This window comes from Micrococcus sp. CS26, from assembly GCF_055522295.1.
Genome location: NZ_JBVFVY010000050.1, coordinates 1 through 1,662, shown reverse-complemented (window position 1 = coordinate 1,662; position 1,662 = coordinate 1). Strand labels below are relative to the sequence as shown.

Annotated in this window: 2 protein-coding genes, 1 pseudogene and 1 other annotated feature; all 3 genes and pseudogenes read left to right on the top strand. The window is 66.2% G+C overall.

The features are described 5' to 3' along the window. Nucleotides 1–333, top strand: a 333-nt coding sequence (locus ACZ1IK_RS11130) for a DUF3024 domain-containing protein (protein WP_036315702.1), incomplete at its 5' end; no start/stop codon positions are given. Between the two features lie 44 nt (nucleotides 334–377). Continuing rightward, nucleotides 378–575 carry a hypothetical protein gene (locus tag ACZ1IK_RS11125; RefSeq protein ID WP_010078466.1) on the top strand — a complete coding sequence of 66 codons (198 nt, stop codon included), beginning with the start codon at nucleotides 378–380 and terminating at the stop codon, nucleotides 573–575. A gap of 59 nt (nucleotides 576–634) precedes the next feature. Next, nucleotides 635–1,662, top strand: a pseudogene (locus ACZ1IK_RS11120) (IS3 family transposase); the annotation flags it as partial. Continuing rightward, nucleotides 934–1,068 (top strand) — a sequence feature (AL1L pseudoknot). It overlaps the preceding pseudogene by 135 nt.

The following is a 1,662-nucleotide window of genomic DNA, read 5'->3' as shown; positions in this document are numbered from 1 at the left end:
ATGGCTATGCCCGAGACCGACCTGCTGCGCATCGGCCGCTGGTGCCGTGAACGCGTGCCCGAGCACCTGTGGGATCAGGTGAGAGTAGAAGCCGAGATCGCCGACCGGCACGTCACGATCATCGAGACGCGGCCGCCGTGGGACGGGCAGGGCGACTGGACGCGGTTCCCGGTCGCGCGCCTGCGATACACCGTCAAGACCGGCCAGTGGAGCATCTACTGGCGTGACCGGCACATGAAGTTCCACGAGTACACGAAGAGGCGCCCGACGAAGAACGTCCAGAGTCTGCTCGACTACATCGGCAGCCACCAGGATCCGATCTTCTGGGGCTGAGAGCTCCCACGGCCGTGTCGGTACTCACCGCTACGGTCGGGAGTATGAGCGAAGAGCAATGGGATGAAGCGGCCTTCCGCGCATCGATCCCGGCCGCGCGCGAGAAGGTTGAGTTTGCCGCAAGGTTCTGCGAGATCGGCCCCTCACAGCCCCGCTGGGATAGTCACCGTCCCGTCGTCGAGTTGATCTTCTACCTCTGCAAGCTCGACTACGACATCAAGGTGCTCCTGCTGCCTTCCTGACCGATTGAAGCGCCCTGGGTTTGTTGGAGACTCCTGACCTTGGAAACGAGGATGGAGTTATGCCGAAAGAGCAGACAGCGGGGAAGCCGACGACGCGTCGGTATTCGCCGGAGGAGAAGGCCGCGGCGGTCCGGATGGTGAGGACGCTGCGTGCCGAGCTGGGGACCGAGCATGGGACCGTCAATCGGGTCGCGACGCAGCTCGGGTACGGGGTCGAGTCCGTGCGGATGTGGGTCAAGCAAGCCGACATCGACGACGGCGTCACCTCTGGCGTGAGCAGCGCTGAGGCGCGGCGGGTGCGTGAACTGGAGCAGGAAGTCCGGGAGTTGCGGCGGGCCAACGAGGTCCTCAAGCGTGCTGCGTCTTTCTTCGGGGCGGAGCTCGACCGCCACTACCGGAAGTAGTCGCGTTCATCGACGCGAACAAGGATGACCTGGTCGACGCTCGCCGGCTCGGAGTCGAGCTCATCTGCAGGCTGCTGCAGGTGGCTCCGAGCAGCTACTACGCCGCCAAGACCCGCGCCCCCTCGGCTCGCGCGGTGCGGGACGAGGAGCTGATCCCGCAGCTGGTCGAGCTCTAGGAGACGAACTACCGCGTCTATGGAATCCGCAAGCTCTGGAAAGCCGCCGGCCGGGCGGGGATCATGATCGGCCGAGATCAGACGGGCCGGCTCATGCGCGCCGCAGGGATTAAGGGCGCGACCAGGTCGAAGCGGGTGAAGACGACCCGGCCAGATCCGACCGCGGCGCGGCACCCGGACCTCGTGAAGCGGGAGTTCACCGCGCCTGCCCCGAACCGGCTCTGGGTCACCGACCTGACGTTCGTGCCGACGTGGGCCGGCGTCGCGTACGTCTGCTTCATCGTCGACGCGTTCTCCCGGATGATCGTCGGGTGGCGGTGCGCGTCACACATGCGCACCGAGATGGTCCTCGACGCGATCGAGATGGCCCGCTGGTCCCGCGGCGCTCGCCACGAGGACCTGCGCTGCCACAGCGACGCGGGGTCTCAATTCACCTCCATTCGCTACGGCGAACGCCTCGCCGAGATCGGAGCGACACCGTCGATCGGGACCGTCGGGGACAGCTAT

What these genes read in the sequence shown, in the direction of transcription:
- ACZ1IK_RS11125 (WP_010078466.1), top strand. Translation starts at nt 378, where the DNA reads ATGAGCGAAGAGCAATGGGATGAAGCGGCCTTCCGCGCATCGATCCCG.